Here is an 18,479-nt window from a genome sequence, read left to right on the forward strand (position 1 = left end):
GCGTTTCCACATAATGAAAAGCAATAGCCTGTGAAGGCCTCGTTTCGTGACGGATGTCTTTCACGATGCGATCCGGGAATGCCCGGATCGGGAATGCCCCGGGGCCGCCCGGGCCGGGTCGGGCTGAAGGCGCCGGGATAATCGCGCCCATGTTGTCCCGCCTCGATGTCCAAGGCTTTGCGCGCCGTACCCTGAATCCCGTCAAACGCCTGGTGTCGTCCTGGTGGCGGCGCCAGTCCCCGTCGCGGCAGGACCGTTTCGCGACGCTGGGGCCGCTGCTGTCGGTGGTGCTGTTCCTGGCCGCGATCGTTTCGGCCTTCTGGTACCTGCGCAACGAGGAAATCGAACGCGAGGCCGAGGCCGTCAAGCGCGACACCGAGATGGCGCAGCAGCAGATCCGCTCGCGCCTGATCGAGAACGAGGACTTCCTGATCGCGCTGCAGCGCGACCTGGCCAACCGGTCGATCGACAACCTCGAGTTCACGCAGCGCGCGATGGCCATCGCGCGCAACCGGCCCGAGATCACCCACATCACCTGGCTGAACGCGCGCCGCGAGAAGCGCGTGAGCGTCGCGGCGATCGGGGAGCAGGCCGAGTCGCTGATGACGCTGGAGGGCAGCGATCCGTCCATGCCCAACGGCCACGCCAACAGCGAGCCCGAACGGGCCTTCCAGGGCGCGCGCGACCGGCGCACGCGGACGTATTCGGCCTCCTTCGCCGATGCCAACAACTCGACGGTCTTCCAGCTGCAGCTGCCGCTGAGCGACCGCAGCGGCTTCGCCGGCGTGCTGATCGCCGAATACGCGGTCGAGGGCCTGCTGCGCTACTCGGTCCCGAACGAACTGACCTCGCGGCACGCGGTCGCGGTGCTCGACCCGCGCGAGCAGGTCGTCGCCAGCACGGTCACGCCGATGCCGGGCAAGCGCATCACCCGCGCCCCGATCTATCACGAGGTGCCGATGACGCCGGCGCCCGGCCTGGTGCTGCGCGGCCAGGGCTACCGCACGTCGATCGGCCTGATCTCCAACACGCTGTTCTGGATGGTGATGGCGCTGTCGGTGCTGACCGTGTGGATGCTGCTCGGCACCTGGAAGCACATGCGCCGGCGCGCGCAGGTGCAGAACGCGCTCGCCGCCGAGACCAACTTCCGGCGCGCGATGGAGAACTCCATGCTGACCGGCATGCGGGCGATGGACCTGGAGACGCGCATCAGCTACGTCAACCCGGCCTTCTGCGCGATGACGGGGTTCGCGGAGTCCGAGCTGATCGGCCGCAAGCCGCCCTTCCCCTACTGGCCGCCCGACCGCTACGAGGAGAACCTGCGCCTGCTGCAGCAGGAGATGCAGGGCCGCAGTCCGGCCGGCGGCTCCGAGGTGAAGGTGATGCGCAAGGACGGCAGCATCTTCGACGCCCGCATGTACGTCTCGCCGCTGATCGATCCGAAAGGCAAGCAGAACGGCTGGATGACCTCGATGACCAACATCACCGAGGCCAAGCGCGTGCGCGACCAGCTGTCGGCGTCGCACGAGCGCTTCACGACGGTGCTGGAGGGGCTGGACGCGGCGGTGTCGGTGCTGTCGGTGCAGCAGGGCGAACTGCTCTTCGCCAATCGCAGCTACCGGCTGTGGTTCGGCGCCGATCCCAAGGGGCACGCGATGCTCGCAGGCTCGCAGCCGGCCGGACTGGCCGGCGCGACGAGCACGCAGGACGCGAGCTACGCGGACGGCGCGAACAACCACGGCGACCATGGCGATGAAGAGGACGTCGACGACTTCGGCGGTCTGCCCGCGCAGCACCTGACCGAGGTCGGCGGCGATTCGCGCGAGGTGTTCATCGCCCAGCTCGACATGTGGTTCGACGTCCGCGCCCGCTACCTGCAGTGGACCGATGGCCGCCTGGCGCAGATGCTGATCGCCACCGACATCACCGCGCGCCGGCATGCCGAGGCCCAGCAGCAGCAGCAGACCGAGAAGGCGCAGGTCACCAGCCGCCTGATCACGATGGGCGAGATGGCGTCCAGCGTCGCGCACGAGCTCAACCAGCCGCTGACCGCGATCACCAACTACTGCAACGGCATGGTGTCGCGCGTGCGCGGCGACAACATCCAGAAGGACGACCTGATCGTCGCGCTGGAGAAGACCGCCAAGCAGGCGCAGCGCGCGGGGCAGATCATCCACCGCATCCGCGCCTTCGTGAAGAAGAGCGAGCCGCAGCGCCAGCCCGCGTTCGCGGCCTCGATCGTCGAGGACTCGGTCGAACTCGCCGGCATCGAACTGCGCCGGCGCAACGTGCAGATCCACACCTACGTCGCGCAGCGGCTGCCGGTGATGCGCGTCGATCCCATCCTGATCGAGCAGGTGCTGCTGAACCTGCTCAAGAACGCCGCCGAGGCCATCGACAACGCGGCGCTGCCGCCCTCGCGCCGCCACATCGAGCTGCGCGTCGTGCCCAAGCACACCGCCGAGCTCGGCGCCAACATCGAGTTCTCGGTGACCGACATGGGACCGGGCCTGCCGGTCGAGGTCATCGAGCGCATGTACGAGGCCTTCTTCTCCACGAAGGCCGATGGATTGGGGATCGGCCTAGGGTTATGCCGGTCCATCATCGAGTCCCACCAGGGTCGGATCCGTGCCGAGAACCTCTACAATGGCCCGTCCATCGTCGGGTGCCGGTTCGCGTTCACGATCCCCGTGGACATCCCGCGTCCGGAGTCTTCACTCGCCCCTCTGGACAAGAGCGGCGACGCAGGGACGGGCACAGCACACAACACTGCCGCAACACCATGAGCTTGATTCCGAAGAAGGGTAATGTCTACGTCGTCGACGATGACGAGGCCGTGCGAGATTCCTTGCAATGGCTGCTGGAAGGCAAGGACTACCGGGTCAAGTGCTACGACTCCGCCGAGAGTTTCCTGAGCCGCTACGACCCGCGTGAAGTCGCCTGCCTGATCGCCGACATCCGCATGGAAGGCATGAGCGGCCTGGAACTCCAGGACAAGCTGATCGAACGCAAGAGCCCGCTCCCCATCGTCTTCATCACCGGTCACGGCGACGTGCCGATGGCGGTGCAGACGATGAAGAAGGGCGCGGTCGACTTCATCGAGAAGCCGTTCAAGGAAGAGGAACTGCTGTCGCTGGTCGAGCGCATGCTGGACCAGGCCCGCGGCGCCTTCGCCACGCAGCAGGAAGCGGCCAGCCGCGACGCGCTGCTGTCGCGCCTGACGACGCGTGAGGCCCAGGTGCTGGAACGCATCGTCGCCGGCCGCCTGAACAAGCAGATCGCCGACGACCTGGGCATCAGCATCAAGACGGTGGAAGCGCATCGCGCCAACATCATGGAGAAGCTGAACGCCAACACCGTGGCCGATCTGCTGAAGATCGCGCTCGGCGCGAACACGCAGGCCAAGGCCGGCTGATCGCCGCAAGACTTCAGAGGCCGCTGCGAAGCGGCCTCTTTGCATTCCGGGCAGAGCGATCCTCTGCCCTTGCGCTTTTCTGCTTTCCCAGTTTCTGCTTTCCCCGTTTTTGAGTCACTGAATCCGGAGTACCGACATGACCGCACAACTGATCGACGGCAACGCCCTCTCCAAGCAACTGCGCGCCGAGGTGGCGACACGCGCCGCCGCGCTGACCGCCAAGGGCGTGAGGCCCGGGCTGGCGGTGGTGCTGGTGGGCGACAACCCCGCCAGCCAGGTCTACGTGCGCAACAAGGTCAAGGCCTGCGAGGACGCGGGCCTGCATTCGGTGCTGGAGAAGTACGTCGACACGATGACCGAGGCGGAGCTGCTCGCGCGTGTCAACGCGTTGAACAACGATCCCTCGATCCACGGCATCCTGGTGCAGTTGCCGCTGCCCAAGGGCATCGATGCGCACAAGGTCATCGAGGCGATCGCGCCGGAGAAGGACGTCGACGGCTTCCACGTCGCCAGCGCCGGCGCGCTGATGGTCGGGCAGGAGGGTTTCAAGCCCTGCACGCCCTATGGCTGCATGAAGATGCTGGAGTTCATCGGCTATGACACGAAGGGCAAGCACGCCGTGGTGATCGGCCGCAGCAACATCGTCGGCAAGCCGATGGCGATGCTGCTGCTGCAGGCCAACGCGACCGTGACCGTGTGCCACAGCGCGACGCCGGACCTGGCCCACTTCACGCGTCAGGCCGACATCGTCGTGGCCGCCGTGGGCAAGCGCAACGTGCTGACCGCCGACATGGTCAAGCCGGGCGCGGTGGTGCTGGACGTCGGCATGAACCGCACCGAGGAAGGCAAGCTCTGCGGCGACGTGGACTTCGACGGCGTCAAGGAAGTCGCCGGCTGGATCACGCCGGTGCCGGGCGGTGTCGGACCGATGACGATCACGATGCTGCTGGTCAATACGATGGAATCGGCGGAGCGCGCGGCCGCCGCTCGCTGATCAGTTCGTATCGGCCTCGCGCAGCGTCTGCACCACCGGACGCTGCAGCACGCCGCGCAGCGCCCACCAGCCGGCGAGTTGCGCCAGCACCGCGCCGCCGATCGTCGTGCCGATCAGCACCCAGGGCTTGAACTGCCATTCGAATTCGAACGCGTAGTGCGTCAGCGCCCAGCCCAGCGCCTGCGCGGCGATCCCCGCGAGGAAGCCAGCGAGTGCGCCCAGCCCAAGCAGCTCCGCGCGCTGCACCGAGGCCAGCAGCGCGCTCGACGCGCCGAAGGCGCGCATCAACGCGAACTCCCGCGTGCGCGCATCACGTGACCCTACCGCCGCCACGAGCAGCACGACCACGCCCAGCGCCAGCGCGACGGCGAACAGCAGCTGCACGGCCATGATCACCTGCTCCAGCACCTGCTGCACCTGCTTGAGCTCGGCGGAGACGTCGATCAGCGTGAGGTTGGGGAACTCGTTGACCAGCTTGCGGTCGAGCGCCGCGGCGGCGCCCTGCCCTTCCGGCGAGCGGTACGCGGAGATGTAGCTCACCGGCAGTTCCGGCATCTGCGCGCGCGGGTACAGCACGAAGAAGTTGACCCGCATCGATCCCCAGTCGACCTTGCGCAGCGAGGTGATCTTCGAGTCGACCAGCACGCCCGCGATATCGAAGCGCATCGTGTCGCCGAGCTTCAATCCAAGCTGCTCCGCGAGGCCCTGCTCGACGCTGACGCCTTCCTTGTCTTCGGGAGTCCATTTGCCGCCGGCGATCAGGTTGTGCGAAGGCAGCTCGGCGCTGTGGCTGAGGTTGAACTCTCGCTCCACCAGGCGCTGCGCGCGCTCCTCGGTGAATCGGCTGGCCTTGATCGCCTCGCCGTTGATGGCGACCAGCCGGCCGCGGATCATCGGGTACCAGTCGTAATCCTTGACGCCGGACTTGTCGAGATCGGACCGGAAGCCCGGGCCCTGCTCCGGCTGGATGTTGATGACGAAGCGGTCCGGCGCGTTCACCGGCGTCGCTGCACGCCAGCTCTCGATCAGGTCGGTGCGCATCAGCACCAGCAGCGCCAGCGCGAGCAGCCCCAGCGACAACGAGCCGACCTGCAGCACCGCGAAGGCCGGCCGTGCGGCGACCTGGCGCGTCGCCAGCAGCAGCCAGCGCGGTGCGCCGGCCTGCGGCACGAGCCGCCGCAGCGCCAGCACCGCGCCGTACGCGAGCAGCGCGAAGAGGCCCAGCGCGACGGCAAAACCGCCGGTCGCGAACAGCCCCAGGCGCCAGTCCGCCGACAGCGCCGTCAGCACCGCGGAGAAGCCGATGACACCCGCGAGCAGCACCGCGATCGAGCCCATCTTCGGCCGGCCCAGCTCGCGCCGGATCACGCGCAGCGGCGGCACGGCGGCCAGTTGCAGCACCGGCGGCAGGCCGAAGCCCAGCAGCAGGCTCATGCCCATGCCCAGCCCCAGCAGCACCGGCCAGATGCCGGGCGCCGGCAGGTTCACGTCGATCAGTCCCGCCAGCATGGCGATGAAGCCGTAATGCAGCAGGAAGCCGAGCAGCACGCCGATCGCGCTGCCGATGAAGCCGACGGTGGCGAACTCCAGCGTGAACACCCAGGTGAGGCGACGCTGCGGCTGACCGAGCACCCGCAGCATCGCGCAGTCGTCGAGATGTCGGTTGGCGAATTCCCGCGCCGCGAGCGCGACCGCGATCGCCGCGAGCAACGCCGCGAGCAGCGCGACGAGGTTCAGGAACTTGGTGGCGCGATCCAGCGTCTGGCGCATCTCCGGGCGGCCGGTCTCGAGCGACTCCAGCCGCACGCCGCGCCAGTTGCCGTCCTTCGACTGCTGACGGGTCTGCGCGTTGAACTGCTGCACCGAGGCCGCCTCACCGATCACGGCGAAGCGGTAGGTGATGCGGCTCGCAGGCTGGATCAGCGCGGTCGCGGCGATGTCGGACTGCGCGAGCATCACGCGCGGCGCGAAGTTCATGAACCCGGCGCCGCGATCGGGCTCGTTCGAGATCTCGCCGGCGATCTTCAACGTCGCGTCGCCGAGCAGCAGCGGATCCCCGACCTTCAGTCCGAGCGCGCTCAGCACGCCTGGATCGACCCACACGGTGCCGGCTGCTGGTGCGCCGACCTGGCGACCATCCTTCAGCGACAGCGCGCCACGCAGCGGATACCGCGGGCTGACCGACTTCACCGCCACCAGCCGGCTGCCGCCGCCCTGGTTCTCGTGGGCGCGGGCCATGCTGGGGAAGTTGAGCGTCTCGACGCTCTTCAGGCTCAGGCGTTCGGCGAGCTGCCGGACCGGCGCGGGCGTGGGCTGGTCGCTGGCGACGACCGCATCGCCGCCGAGCAGTTGCGCGGCGTCGCGGCGCAGCCCCTGGTCGAGCCGGTCCGACAGGAAAGCGACCGCGCACACGGCGGCCACGGCCAGCATCAAGGCCAGGATCAGGAGGTGGAGTTCACCCGCGCGGAAGTCGCGCCAGGTCTGCAAGCCCATCTGCCGCCACAGCGACGGCGGACGTCGGCCCGACGGGGAACCGGAAGCCGATCGGCCTGCGGAGGTACCGGCCGGGGTGCCGGGAGGAGTACCGGCGGGGGTGGCCGACGGAGAAGACGGGTGCGCGCTCATGCGCGGACTGTAGCGAACCGCATGCCCGCGCGCTGGCACGGGGGTGCGGCCATGCAATCGGCTTGAACAGTCCGTGCAACCGGTTTTGACGATGCAGCGGACTCACAGGCGTTCAATGGCCTGCATGAACACCCACTTCCCTCCCCTCTTCGTCTCCCATGGCTCGCCCATGATCGCGCTGGAGCCCGGCGAGGCCGGTGCCTTCATGCAGCGCCTCGGGCGTACGCTCGACGCCGTCTGGGGCCGGCCGAAGGCCGTGCTGGCGATCTCCGCGCACACGACCGCGCGCGAGGCCGTCCTGCTCGGCACGGATCGCCACGAGGCGGTGTACGACTTCGGCGGCTTCCCGCCGGCGCTGTACCAGCTGCGTTACGACGCCCCCGGCGATCGCGCGCTGACCGCGCAGATCGGCGAGACGCTCGCCCTCCCCGTCTTCGACCACGGCGGGCTGGACCATGGCATCTGGACTTCGCTGCGCTTCCTCTATCCCGACGCCGACGTGCCGGTCATCCCGCTCACGCTGACGGCACACGCCTCGCCGGCGCAGTTGCTCGAGCTGGGCGAAAGGCTGCAGGCACTGTCGCGCGAGGGGGTGCTGATCCTGGGCACCGGCAGCATCACGCACAACCTGCGCCTGCTGATGCGGGCGACGGCCGAAGGCCTGCCGGAGATGCCCGAATCGGCGGCCTTCCGGACCTGGTTCGCGGAACGCTCCGCGGCACGGGATTGGGACGCGCTGGCGGCCTACCGGACGCAGGCGCCGAGCGCCGCGTTGATGCATCCGACGGACGAGCATCTGCTGCCCTGGTACGTCGCCGCGGGCGCCGGCGGTCGCGACGACGCGCCGATCCGCATCCACGAAGGGGTCACCTTCGGCGCGCTGGGAATGGACGCCTACGCGTTCGGTCCCCAGGCCGGGCGCCTGTCCCAGGCGCTGGCCGGTTGAACGGTCGGCAGCTCTTGAAGCCTCAGAGCCTCCGAGGGATCGGGGGCGTCCGAGACGCCGAAGCCGTCAGATGAAGATCGCCGCCAGGATCCCGAGGATCAGCGCCCACTTGACGACGTAGTAGCCGGTGCGGGACTTCGCCTTGAACGCCTTGAAGAACAGGCGCACCTTGTAGGCGTGATAGAAGAACTTGTTGAGCCCGCCGATGGGCTCGCTCTCCAGGTTCTGCGTCGCGGCGGAGGTCATCACCAGCTTGCCGAACGCGCGGTTCAGCCAGCGGATCGGCGCGAAGTGGACCGGACGCTCCACGTCGCAGAACAGGATCACGCGCTGATGCGTGGTCGTGTTCTCGGCGTAGTGGATGAAGGTCTCGTCGAACATCACGTCCTCGCCGTCCTTCCAGTGGTACTTCTCGCCGTCGACGTCGATGTAGCAGCCCGGATCATTGGGCGTCGTCAGGCCGAGGTGGTAGCGCAGCGAACCCGCGTACGGATCCCGGTGGCGCACCAGCTTCGCGCCCGGCGGCAGCGACGCGAACATCGCCGCCTTCACGCCCGGGATCTGCTTGAGCAGCTCGACGGTCTTCGGGCACAGCGCGTTCGCCGAGGCCATGTCCCGGTCGTACCACTTCAGGTAGAAGCGCTTCCAGCCGGTGCGGAAGAACGAGTTGAAGCCGATGTCGTTGTAGCCCGACGCGGCCTTGATGTAGCCCTCGTCGTTGAGCTTGAGGGCTTCCTCGCGGATCACCTGCCAGTTGTCGCGCAGCAGGCTGAGCTCGGGGAACGCCGAGGTCTTCAGGTAGGGCGTGGCGGGCGCGCGCGAGAACAGGTACATGACCGCGTTGATCGGCGAGATCAGCACGGTGAAGTCGGTCAGCGCGCGCGCCAGCTTGAAGCGGACACGGCCGCGGAAGTGGGCATACAGCGCCGAGGCGATGAAGATCGCCAGCACCCAGTAACGCGTGGGTGGCAGCCATTCGGCCATGTGCGGGACTCCTGCAAGAGAAGCGCGGGATTATCGACGATCGAGCGCCAGCGACACGGCCCAGAAGATCAAGCCCCCGAACGCCAGGGCGACACCCACCCAGCCGGTGGATGTCCAGCCGTGGCCGGCGGCGATCGCCAGCCCGCCCAGCCAGGGGCCGAGCGCGTTGGCCGCGTTGAAGGCCGAGTGGTTCAACGCCGCGGCCAGCGTCTGTGCCTCGCCGGCCACATCCATCAGCCGGGTCTGCAGCACGGCGCCGAGTCCGCCGCCGCAGCCGATCAGGAACACCACCGGCAGCAGCGTCCACAGGCTGCCCGCGGCGAACGGGTACAACGCCAGCGACGCGGCGCTCCAGAGCAGCAGCCCGCCGATGGTGGGCATCAGCGCGCGATCGGCGGCCCAGGCGGAGACCAGCGTCCCCGCGGTCATTCCCATGCCGAACACGCTCAGGACGACCGGCAGCATGCCGGGGCCGGTGCGGGTGACTTCGAGCAGTGTGGAGCCGAGGTAGGTGTAGACGGCGAACATGCCGCCGAAGCCGATGGTCGCGATGCCCAGCGTCAGCCAGACCTGGCGGCGGCCGAGCGCGCCGAGCTCCCGCATCGCGCTGGCCCCGGGCTGGACGCGGTCGCGCGGCGCATGCATCGCGACCAGCGCGGCGGTCAGCAGCGCCAGCAGCGTCACGACGCCGAAGCCCCAGCGCCAGCCGGCCCACTGCCCCAGCGAGTTGGCCAGCGGCACGCCGATGATGGTCGCCACGGTGAGGCCCAGCATCATGAGGCTGACCGCCTGCGCACGCCGCGCCGGCGCGACCAGCGAGGCGGCGACCAGTGCGCCGACGCCGAAGTACGCGCCATGCGGCAGTCCGCTGAGGAAGCGGAACAGCAGCATCGCGTGATACCCGGGCGCGAGCGCGCTCAGCCCGTTGCCGACGGCGAAGGCCAGCATCAGCGCGATCAGCAGCGTGCGCCGCGGCACCTTCGCGCCGAGCACCGCCAGCAGCGGCGCGCCGACGACCACACCCAGCGCGTAGGCGCTGATCACGTGGCCGGCCGTCGGGGCGTCGATGCCGAGATCGGGCGCAAAGAACGGGACCAGGCTCATCGCCGCGAATTCGGTCGTGCCGATCGCGAAGCCGCCGATGGCCAGCGCGAGCAGTGCCCAGCCGGTGTGCACGGCGGGCGTCGGGTCGTCGGAGAGCTGGGGAGAGGCGATCGGAGAGGCGGCGGACATGTCGGACAGCTGAAAGGAAACGCTCAGTGCGCGTTCAGGAAACGTTCAGCATTGCAACACGGATCGAGGCCTCGGACCGTTGCAGGGAGATGGAGAGCGCCCTGGGAAGCGCCCTGGGAAACGCCTTGCGAAGGGGCTTTGGACGGGGCTTGGGAGGGAGGGCTGGGGCAGGCGACTGAAGCAGCCGTCTGGAGCGGGCGAAGGGAGTCGAACCCTCGTCATTGGCTTGGGAAGCCAAGGTAATAGCCGTTATACGACGCCCGCGGAGGAGGCGGATTATGACCCAAGCCGGTCGCGGTCCAGAGGGGACCGGGGCAGGCGGGCTCAGCGTCCGCGCTGCCCCATCAACTGGGCCAGCAGGCGCTGGAGTTCCGCCTCCGCCAGCGGGTCCAGGCCCAGGAAGCGGCAGCCGATGTGCACCTGCTCGCCGGCCAGGAACGACCGGAAACTGCGCCGGATGCGCACCTCGAGGTCGGCCACCAGCACGAGCTGATCCCCGACCATCACGCGCGCCTGCGGGACTTTCTGGCCGAGGAACAGGCCTCGCCCCTCCTCGACCGTCCCGCGCAGACCGAGTCCGCCCAGCGACACGTCGTCCACGCTGAGGCTGCGGGCGCGGCCCAGCAGCATGAATTCGACGCGCACCGCCGGCCCGAGCGGCACGTCGCGGCGCGGCGTGGTGCGGCGCTCGTCGCCATCGGCGTCTTCGGGGGCTGGCGATGCAGCCACATCGATGACATCGGCATCGGCGGCCTCAGCAGCGGCCTCTGCGGGGGCGGCTGCTGGCGCTTCAACAGCCGCAGGCGGCTTCGATCGGAGGCGTAGGCGGAACATGGGAAGGTCGGAAAGCACGGGCCCCCGGGTTGTATGCGCTCCAGGTGAACGCCTTCATGTCTGGCCGACCGTGAGGCGTGAAGGATTTCACACCCATGAACATCCGCTTACAGGACCCACCCGCCGTCGATCGTGAGGCTGGCCCCCGTCATGTAGCCCGACTCGGGTCCCGCGAGATAGGACACCAGGGCGCCGATCTCATGGGGCTGGCCCATCCGGCCCAGCTTGAGCTTGTCCTGGAGATAGTCCGCGAACGGTGCGGTCATGTCGGTCGCGATCGGCCCCGGCTGCACGTTGTTGATCGTGATGCCGCGAGGCGCGAGGTCCAGCGCGAGGTTCTGGACCATCGACGCCACGGCTGCCTTGGTCATCGCGTAGACCGCGCTGCCCGGCGTGCCGGTGCGGATGGCCGTGTTGCTGCCGATCGTGATCACGCGCCCGCCGTCCCGCATGCGCGCCACGGCGGCCTGGATCGCCAGGAAGACGCCACGCACGTTGACGTTCAACGACAGATCGAGGTCCTCGATCGACAGCAGGTCGATCGTCCCGTGCCGCAACACGCCCGCGTTGACGACGACCGCATCCAGCGGTCCCAGCCGTTCGACCGCCGCCGTGACCGCCGCGCGGATCGCATCCGCATCGGCGCTGTCGGCCTGGATCGCCAGGCCGCGTCCGCCGGCGGCCTCGACCACGTCGAGTGCCGCTTGCGCCGCGTCGGGCCGGGACACGTAGGTCAGTGCGACGTCGAACCCGTCCTTCGCGAGCCGTTCGACGATGCCCGCGCCGATGCCGCGCGAGCCGCCGAAGACCAGCGCGACACGACGCGTGTCCTGTTGATCCGGGTTCATGTCTTCATCCTTCATTGCTTCGCCTCTTTACTGGAACGATCGTTCCATAATTGATCAAAAAAAAAGCAGACTCATTTCAGCGCCTGCAACGACAGTCGCGCCAACGCGCGCAATTCGGAATCCGAGGCGCCACCGCGCGCGGCCAGACGCAGCGTGGCGATCTGGGCCAAGACGAACGCCACGGCATGTTTCGCCTCGACGTCCGCGGACAGCTCCCCCTTGGCCTGCGCGTCCCGGATGCGTTCGAGCAGCGCCGCCTGCATCGCCCGCCCGCCCGCCTCGCGGATCCCGGCCAGCGCCGCGCTGCCCTCGCTGCCCATGCCGAACTCCTGCACCGAACCGACGCCGAGACAGGGCAGGTGCGCTTCGTTGACGACACGCTTGAACAGCCGTTCGAGGCCGTCCAGCGCCGTCCTGCCGCTCCGGAGCACCTCGATGTGCTGGCCGGTCTCGCGCTCGGCATAACGCTGCAGCGCCGCGCAGTACAGCGGCCATTTGCCGCCGTACGTGCTGTAGAGACTCTGCTTGCCGATGCCCATCGAGGCGGTGAGCATCTCCGCGGAGCTGGCCGCGTAGCCGTGCTCGCGGAACACCGCCACCGCGGCGTCCAGCGCTTCGTCGGGATCGAACTGCTTCGGTCGTGCCATGCGGCGGACTCTATCCATTCTGGAATGACCGTTCCACCATCAAGGCCTTCACCTTGAACCAGATCCCGGCTTGGCCGCCGCGCGGGGCCGGCCTCAATCCCAGGCGGGCGCGAAGTCCGGATTGGCCAGCCGTTCGCCGCGATCCAGCGTGGCGATACGGGCCATGTCCTCGTCGCTCAGGCGCAGTCGCACCGCCTCGAGGTTGGCTGCCTGGTTCGCCGGCTTCGTCGATGACGGGATCACCGCGAATCCGCGTTGCAGCAGCCAGGCCAGCGAGACCTGCGCGGGCGTCGTGCCGTGCTGGGCCGCAATGTCGAGCAGCACCGGCTCGGTCATGACCTTGCCATAGGCCAGCGGCATGTAGGCGGTCAGGTGCAGGCCTTGCGCCTTCGCGAAGTCCACGACCTGACGGTTCTGCAGGAACGGGTGGATCTCGACCTGGTTGGTGGCGAGCTCGCCGACGCCCACGATCTCGATCGCTTCATGCATCTGCGCGACGGTGAAGTTGGACAGGCCGATCGCCCGTGTCAGGCCGAGCCGCTTCGCTTCGAGGAGCGCATCGAGCGTCTCCTTCAGCGGCACCGCGTTGCCCGGCGAAGGCCAGTGGATCAGCGTCAGGTCGACCGCATCCATGCGCAGCTTCGCGAGGCTCTCGCGCAGGCTGGGAATCAGCCGATCGCCAGCCAAGTGCTCGGTCCAGATCTTGGTCGTGACGAACAGCTCGCCGCGCGGCACGCCGCTCTCGGCGATCGCCTGGCCGACCTCGGCTTCGTTGCCGTAGATCTGGGCGGTGTCGATGTGGCGGTAGCCCAGCGACAGGCCGCTCTTGACCGCGTCGATGACGGTCTGGCCCTTGAGGCGGAAGGTACCGAGGCCCAGCGAGGGCATGGAAATGGAAACTGGGTGGACAGCAGTGGTGGTCATGAGGAACTCCGGGAAGTGGTCGGGGGGGTGTCGAGCGGGCGCGCGTGCGTGCGTGCTCAATGGCCCACGGCGATCGGGGCGGCGCCAGCGGCACGCGCCGGCAGCGGGAAGCGGCGGTCGAGACGGCCCGCCAGCACGGTGAGCGCGAAGGCGCCGAGCACGACGAGGGCGCCGATCCAGGGCGTGTGGATCAGCCCCAGGTGCTCGACGATCAGGCCGCCACCCCAGGCGCCACCGGCGATGCCCAGGTTGAACGCGGCGATGTTCAGGCCCGAGGCGACGTCGACGGCCTTGGGCGCATGCGCTTCGGCCTGCTGGACGACGTAGACCTGCAGACCCGGCACGTTGCCGAAGGCGAACGCGCCCCAGGCGAGCACGGTCAGCACGGCCAAGATCGGCGACTGGGCGGTGACGCTCAGCACGAACAGCACGGCGGCCAGTCCCAGGAAGATCAGCTTGAGCGCGCCGATCGGGCCGCGCTTGTCGGCCAGCTTGCCGCCCCAGACGTTGCCGACCGCGACCGAGATGCCGTACACGAGCAGCACCAGGCTGACGCCGTTGGCCGAGATGCCGCTGATCTGCTGCAGGATCGGCGCGAGGTAGGTGAAGGCGATGAAGGAACCGCCGTAACCGACCGCCGTCATCGCGTAGACGAGCAGCAGACGCGGCTGACGCAGCGGCTCCAGCTGATGCAGCAGGCTGGCCGGCGCGGGCTGGGCGAGCTTGCGCGGCACGAAGACCAGGCTGGCGACGAAGGCGATCAGTCCCAGCGCGGCGACGGCAAGGAAGGTCGCGCGCCAGCCGAAGTGCTGGCCGACGAAGGTGCCCAGCGGCACGCCGGTGACCAGCGCGACGGTGAGGCCCGAGAACATCGTCGCGATGGCGCTGGCGGCCTTCTCCCGCGGGACGAGGCTGGTGGCGATCGTCGAGCCGATGGAGAAGAACACGCCATGCGCGAGGCCGGTCAGCACCCGGGCGACGACGAGCGCGCCGTAGCCCGGCGCCAGCCATGCGAGCAGGTTGCCGGCGGTGAACAGCAGCATCAGCGCGAGCAGCAGCTGCTTGCGCGGCCAGCGGCCGGAGAGCGCGGTGAGGACGGGGGCGCCGATGGCGACGCCCAGCGCGTACAGCGAGACCAGCAGGCCCGCGGACGGCAGGCTGACGCCGAGGTCGGCGGCCATGGTCGGGATCAGGCCCACGATGACGAATTCCGTGGTCCCGATGGCAAAGGCGCTGACGGTCAGCGCCCACAAGGCGATCGGCATGATGAGGCTCCTGCGGAAACAGGGAAGTTGGGGAATGGACGCCAGTGTTCCCGTTCTTCATTTGCAGAAAAAGCCGTCAATCTTCAAAAGATTATTGATTTCAATGCAAGACTTGAAGAACTCTCCGGTGTGGAACCAATTTCGCAGACGCATCACTGCGAACCTTTCTCCCCACCACAGCGTTCGCCATGCCCAACCCACTTCCAAAGGCCTTCCAGAGCTTCTCTGCGCAGCTACAGCCTCCGACGACCGGACAGAGTCGTCCGTCCCGGCACGATCCCCACAACCTGCAGCGCTTTTCGGATGCGCAGGCGCAAAAAGGCACGGGCCTGATCGATCGGGAGATTCGCGAGGGCGACGTGCAGCGCGAGTGGATGTGGTACGTCTTTCCGCAGGTCAAGGGCATTGCCGACACGAAGCTCTGCAATGACTACGGCATCCAGTCCATCGACGAAGCGGAGTCATTCTTGAAGCACCCCGTGCTGGGGAAGCGGATGATGGAGTCGCTCGACATCATCGACCGGCACGTCAAGACGGGTGGCCGGCATGGCGTCACCGTCGAGGGCATCTTCGGCGAGGACCGCGCGCAGAAGCTCAAGGCGTGCGTGACGCTCATGGCGCAGGCAACCGGCGACACGAGGATCGTCAGCTTCCTGAACGACCATTTCCGCTACTACCACCCGCAGACCATGAACGTCCTCCGGACGTGGACGGACTGGCACTGCAGACCGACGGCCGTCGATCCGAAAAATGTCGAGCGGTTCGTCGATGTCGACCCGGCGACGATCAACCGGATCGTCGCCGGCCTTCGCAAAGGCCGGATGGACCTCCCATCGATCCCGCGCCTCTTTCCTCAGTTGCGACAACCCGGCGAAACGCACAGGACGAATCCACTCGGCCTGCGGAGCTTGGATGAGATACACGCCTATGCGCAAGACCACCGTCTCAGGAAGAACCTGATGGCGGTCATGGACGCGCTGCTCGATCCCGACAATGTGGGCGTCAGCGCGCAGAAGATCTTCGGCCCGGACGGCGCCAGGCAGGTCGAGACCTTCATGAGGTTCGTCACCCGGAGAGTGGACGACACCGACCTGGGGAACAAGTCCGCCAGGATCCTGCAGCAGTTCTTCGGTGGGCAGGTGCCCGAGGGGCCGAAGTTCCAGCGCCCCCAAGGCCCGGCCTGAGGCCATCGCGGCGTCGTCGCGACGCCCATGGGCACCCTATCATCCAGCCCTCCATGCGCCCCTACGCCGTCGATGAAAAGCTCCCTCGATGAACTCGCCGTCCTTGCCGCCATCGTCGATGCGGGATCGATCAGCGCGGCGGCGGAGCATCTGGGGCAGACCGTCTCGGCCGTCAGCCGGTCGCTGAGCCGGCTCGAGCACAAGCTCGGCACGACCTTGATGCGGCGATCGACGAGACGCCTCGAACTCACCGAGGAGGGACAGTTCTTTCTCGCGCGCGCCCGCAACGTGCTCGCCGCGGTCGAGGACGCGGAGGAGCAGCTGGCCCTGCGCCGAGACCAGCCGGCCGGCCGGTTGCGCGTGAACGCGGCCTCGCCGTTCATGCTTCACGTGCTGGTCCCATTGATCGGCGGCTTCCGCGAGCGCTACCCGCAGATCGAGCTCGAACTCAACAGCAGCGACCAGATCATCGACTTGCTGGAGCAGCGCACGGACGTCGCGCTGCGCATCGGCACGCTGGCCGACTCCTCGCTGCATGCGCGGCCACTGGGCAGCTTCAGGCTGCGGGTGCTCGCCAGTCCCGCCTACCTCGCCGCGCACGGCCGGCCGACCCAGGTCGACGCGCTCGCGAAGCACTCGCTGCTCGGGTTCACCGCGCCGGAAAGCCTCAACACCTGGCCCCTGCGCTGGTCCGGCGGCGAGGGCTATCCGATCGAAGCCGCAGTGAGCGCGTCCTCCGGCGAGACGCTGCGGCAGTTGGCCCTCGCCGGCCAGGGCGTCGTGGCGCTGTCCGACTTCATGACCGCGCGGGATCGCGCCGACGGGACGCTGGTGCAGGTCCTCGCGACTCACACCGTCGACACGCGCCAGCCGGTGCACGCGGTGTATTACCGCAACACCGCGCTGGCCTCGCGCATCACCTGCTTCCTCGACTACCTCGCCGTCGAGATGGCGACCCTCACGGCCTGATCCGGCCGGTAGCACCCGCGTCCGCGTCCGCGTCCGCTTCGAGCCACGCCGGATCGCACTAGGTCGCCCCGGCCCGCGTCATGCGACGTTCACTTGTTCACGTCGCCCACGCACAGGTACTTCGTCTCGACGTACTCGTCGATGCCCTGGTGGCCGCCCTCGCGCCCCAGGCCCGATTGCTTGACGCCGCCGAACGGCACCTCCGCCGTCGAGATGAGGCCCGTGTTGATGCCGACCATCCCGTACTCCAGGCCTTCCGACACGCGCGTGATGCGGCCGATGTCGCGGGCGTAGAAGTAGCTCGCCAGTCCGAACTCCGTGGCATTGGCGAGGGCGACGCCTTCGGCCTCCGTGCCGAAGCGGAACACCGGCGCCACCGGACCGAAGGTCTCCTCGCGCGCGCACAGCATGTCGGAGGTCGCTTCCGCGAGCACCGTCGGCTGGAAGAAGCGGTCGTGCAGCCGCGCGCCGCCGACCAGCACCTTCGCCCCCTTCTCCACCGCGTCGGCGACGTGGCGCTCGACCTTCTCGATCGCCGCGTCCTCGATCAGCGGGCCCTGCGTCACACCGGGCTCGAAGCCGTTGCCGACCTTCAGCGCGCCGACCTTCTCGGCCAGCTTCGCCACGAACGCGTCGTACACGCCCGCCTGCACGTAGAGGCGGTTCGCGCACACGCAGGTCTGTCCCGCGTTGCGGTACTTGCTGGCGATCGCGCCCTCGACGGCGCTCTCGATGTCGGCATCGTCGAAGACCAGGAACGGCGCGTTGCCACCCAGCTCCAGCGACAGCTTCTTGATCGTCGGCGCGCATTGCGCCATCAGGATCCGGCCGACCTCCGTCGAGCCGGTGAAGGACAGGTGCCGCACGACGTCGCTCTCGCACAGGACCTTGCCGATGGCGATCGAATGCTCCCGGTCACCGGTGATCACGTTCAACACGCCGGCGGGCATGCCGGCGCGCTGCGCCAGTTCCGCCGCGGCCAGCGCGGTCAGCGGCGTCTGCTCGGCCGGCTTGATCACGACCGGGCATCCCGCCGCCAGCGCCGGCGCGACCTTGCGCGTGATCATCGCCAGCGGGAAGTTCCACGGCGTGATGGCCGCGCACACGCCCACCGGCTGCTTGATGACCATGTAGCGCTTGGTCGCGTCGGTCGTCGGCACGATCTCGCCGCGCACGCGCTTGGATTCCTCGGCGAACCACTCGACGAAGCTCGCGCCGTAGGCGATCTCGCCGCGCGCCTCGGCCAGCGGCTTGCCCTGCTCCGCCGTCAGGATGCGCGCCAGGTCGTCCGCGTGCTGGGTCAGCAGGTGGTACCAGCGCATCAGGATCGAGGCCCGCTCCTTGGCCGTCTTGGCCCGCCACGCCGGCCAGGCGGCATTCGCGGCCGTCACGGCGGCGTCGGCCTCCGACGCGCCCAGGTTCGCGACGTGCGTCAGCAGCACGCCGGTCGCCGGATCCACCACGTCGAAGCGGCTCGCGCCGCCCACCCACTCGCCGTTGATCAGCGCGTCGGTCTTCAGCAGGCTCGGGTCCTTGAGCTGCGCCAGCGGGGAGGTCTTGGGGTCCATCGTCGCCATGTCGTTTCTCCGTGGAAGGCCGGCATCCTAGCGG

The 18,479-nt window shown here is 68.5% G+C and carries 15 protein-coding genes and 1 tRNA gene; 6 read left to right on the plus strand and 10 right to left on the minus strand.

Going from position 1 to position 18,479, the window contains the following annotated elements; translation table 11 throughout:
* Positions 1-149: 149 nt before the first annotated feature.
* The 3 genes from AC07OZ_RS18395 to folD all read left to right on the plus strand — a co-directional run bounded on the left by AC07OZ_RS18395 (position 150) and on the right by folD (position 4,409).
* Positions 150-2,786, plus strand: a complete 2,637-nt coding sequence (locus tag AC07OZ_RS18395) for a PAS domain-containing sensor histidine kinase (RefSeq protein WP_495468520.1) — start codon at positions 150-152, stop codon at positions 2,784-2,786.
* Complete coding sequence (locus AC07OZ_RS18400) at positions 2,783-3,415, plus strand: response regulator transcription factor (RefSeq protein WP_067268997.1); 633 nt, start codon at positions 2,783-2,785, stop codon at positions 3,413-3,415. The genes AC07OZ_RS18395 and AC07OZ_RS18400 overlap by 4 nt, the downstream gene beginning before the upstream one ends.
* Positions 3,416-3,551: 136 nt before the next feature.
* Positions 3,552-4,409: a bifunctional methylenetetrahydrofolate dehydrogenase/methenyltetrahydrofolate cyclohydrolase FolD gene (gene folD, locus AC07OZ_RS18405; RefSeq protein WP_495468521.1), complete on the plus strand. Its 858-nt coding sequence runs from the start codon at positions 3,552-3,554 to the stop codon at positions 4,407-4,409.
* Here the strand turns inward: folD and AC07OZ_RS18410 are convergent, their stop codons facing one another.
* On the minus strand, positions 4,410-6,902 hold the full coding sequence (locus tag AC07OZ_RS18410) for an ABC transporter permease (protein ID WP_495468522.1): 2,493 nt from the start codon (positions 6,900-6,902) through the stop codon (positions 4,410-4,412).
* Between the two features lie 256 nt (positions 6,903-7,158).
* Between AC07OZ_RS18410 and AC07OZ_RS18415 the strand changes: the two genes are divergently transcribed.
* Positions 7,159-7,980: a dioxygenase family protein gene (locus AC07OZ_RS18415; RefSeq protein ID WP_495468523.1), complete on the plus strand. Its 822-nt coding sequence runs from the start codon at positions 7,159-7,161 to the stop codon at positions 7,978-7,980.
* Positions 7,981-8,046: 66 nt separating this feature from the next.
* Here the strand turns inward: AC07OZ_RS18415 and AC07OZ_RS18420 are convergent, their stop codons facing one another.
* The 8 genes from AC07OZ_RS18420 to AC07OZ_RS18455 form a co-directional block, all read right to left on the minus strand.
* Positions 8,047-8,964 carry an aspartyl/asparaginyl beta-hydroxylase domain-containing protein gene (locus tag AC07OZ_RS18420; protein WP_495468524.1) on the minus strand — a complete coding sequence of 306 codons (918 nt, stop codon included), beginning with the start codon at positions 8,962-8,964 and terminating at the stop codon, positions 8,047-8,049.
* Positions 8,965-8,994: 30 nt separating this feature from the next.
* Positions 8,995-10,197 (minus strand): MFS transporter, encoded by a 1,203-nt coding sequence (locus tag AC07OZ_RS18425; protein ID WP_495468525.1) that lies wholly within the window; start codon positions 10,195-10,197, stop codon positions 8,995-8,997.
* A gap of 189 nt (positions 10,198-10,386) precedes the next feature.
* Positions 10,387-10,461 (minus strand) — tRNA-Gly (locus AC07OZ_RS18430).
* 60 nt (positions 10,462-10,521) lie between these two features.
* Complete coding sequence (locus tag AC07OZ_RS18435; protein WP_495468526.1) at positions 10,522-11,031, minus strand: PilZ domain-containing protein; 510 nt, start codon at positions 11,029-11,031, stop codon at positions 10,522-10,524.
* A 107-nt stretch (positions 11,032-11,138) separates the two neighbouring features.
* Complete coding sequence (locus AC07OZ_RS18440; protein WP_495468527.1) at positions 11,139-11,879, minus strand: SDR family oxidoreductase; 741 nt, start codon at positions 11,877-11,879, stop codon at positions 11,139-11,141.
* Positions 11,880-11,950: 71 nt separating this feature from the next.
* Positions 11,951-12,526 (minus strand): TetR/AcrR family transcriptional regulator, encoded by a 576-nt coding sequence (locus AC07OZ_RS18445; protein ID WP_495468528.1) that lies wholly within the window; start codon positions 12,524-12,526, stop codon positions 11,951-11,953.
* Between the two features lie 93 nt (positions 12,527-12,619).
* Positions 12,620-13,450 (minus strand): 2,5-didehydrogluconate reductase DkgB, encoded by an 831-nt coding sequence (gene dkgB, locus AC07OZ_RS18450; protein ID WP_495468529.1) that lies wholly within the window; start codon positions 13,448-13,450, stop codon positions 12,620-12,622.
* 56 nt (positions 13,451-13,506) lie between these two features.
* On the minus strand, positions 13,507-14,715 hold the full coding sequence (locus AC07OZ_RS18455; protein ID WP_495468530.1) for an MFS transporter: 1,209 nt from the start codon (positions 14,713-14,715) through the stop codon (positions 13,507-13,509).
* A 188-nt stretch (positions 14,716-14,903) separates the two neighbouring features.
* On the opposite strand from AC07OZ_RS18455, the gene AC07OZ_RS18460 reads away from it, so the two are divergent.
* On the plus strand, positions 14,904-15,899 hold the full coding sequence (locus AC07OZ_RS18460) for a DUF1810 family protein (protein ID WP_495468531.1): 996 nt from the start codon (positions 14,904-14,906) through the stop codon (positions 15,897-15,899).
* A gap of 72 nt (positions 15,900-15,971) precedes the next feature.
* Entirely contained in the window at positions 15,972-16,868 is an 897-nt protein-coding gene (locus tag AC07OZ_RS18465; RefSeq protein WP_495468532.1) for a LysR substrate-binding domain-containing protein, read from the plus strand.
* A gap of 89 nt (positions 16,869-16,957) precedes the next feature.
* On the opposite strand, the gene AC07OZ_RS18470 is transcribed toward AC07OZ_RS18465, so the two are convergent.
* Positions 16,958-18,436 carry an NAD-dependent succinate-semialdehyde dehydrogenase gene (locus AC07OZ_RS18470; RefSeq protein WP_495468556.1) on the minus strand — a complete coding sequence of 493 codons (1,479 nt, stop codon included), beginning with the start codon at positions 18,434-18,436 and terminating at the stop codon, positions 16,958-16,960.
* Positions 18,437-18,479 lie beyond the last annotated feature (43 nt).

Source organism: Roseateles sp. GW821-FHT09G03 (assembly GCF_059416045.1).